Annotated in this window: 2 protein-coding genes; both read left to right on the forward strand. The window is 31.1% G+C overall.

What is annotated here, in order from left to right; all coding sequences use genetic code 11:
• Window positions 1–338: 338 nt before the first annotated feature.
• Window positions 339–662 carry a hypothetical protein gene (locus AOG55_RS04545; protein WP_055032421.1) on the forward strand — a complete coding sequence of 108 codons (324 nt, stop codon included), beginning with the start codon at window positions 339–341 and terminating at the stop codon, window positions 660–662.
• 7 nt (window positions 663–669) lie between these two features.
• Entirely contained in the window at window positions 670–819 is a 150-nt protein-coding gene (locus AOG55_RS04550; RefSeq protein WP_156318751.1) for a hypothetical protein, read from the forward strand.
• Window positions 820–994: the final 175 nt, after the last annotated feature.

Below are 994 nucleotides of genomic sequence, written 5' to 3' on the forward strand. Positions count from 1 at the left end.
TGATATAATAATAATATCCATATTCTTCCTGATATATATGCCACTTATATTACCTTCATATTTTGGTTCATACATATCATTGTCATCTAATGGCCCAATAGCCGAACCATTAGGAGAGTATGCTTCATTCACAGATAGTTTCCAGGGCGTTTTATTCCTTATGCCATATAGTTATACTGGAGAAAAAATTGGTAATATCGCAACATATGGTCTACTTACAAATTTCAAAATGTTTTTTAATATATATCTATATCTCTTATTTTTGTGCATCATTCTTCTCTTGATTTTTAGTCTTATTATCAGAGCAATTAATTTGAAAAATTTAATTTTCAATTATTATGAAAACAGTGAAGAAGATACTGAATAAACCTGCTAATGAAATATCAGAATCAATGAATCTTGATATAAACTCAAAGAGGATTAAATTCATTGACCATGCATATGCCATAATTTACAGTGCACTGCATGGCTGTGATTTAACCGATACATCCATTGACAATGGAATAAGCAGGTCATGGCTGTCAAAACTCAATAGCAATAAACCGTACATGCCATTCATTCAACTCTTCTATAAATTATTAGATCCATACATCAAGGCACATAACTACAGGGTATACAGCAAATACATGCGTGTGCTTGCTTATAGACTCAACATTCATTAAAACATTAATGAATGGACCAGGCAGCTATAAGGGAATATCAGATGGAATGAAGGTACATGTCCCTGCAGTAGTATTCCCATTTACAGTTCCACTGAATGCATACATATCATCTGCAAATGTAAATGATTCATCCTTATTTGATAATGATGTTGGATAGTGATTCTTAAACAAAAATCTTTCCATTTCATGAGACATTGAGCATTGAACTCTTATAATAATTAATCTTTCTTCTTCTGTAACTATCTTTCAAATTCTTTAAAAATCCTCTGTAATATTCCCTGAAACTACTATCATTATTCCATTTACCTAAAAACTGCAAAGGTGAATAGTAA

This window comes from Acidiplasma cupricumulans (assembly GCF_001402935.1).
Classification (GTDB): Archaea; Thermoplasmatota; Thermoplasmata; order Thermoplasmatales; family Thermoplasmataceae; genus Acidiplasma; species Acidiplasma aeolicum.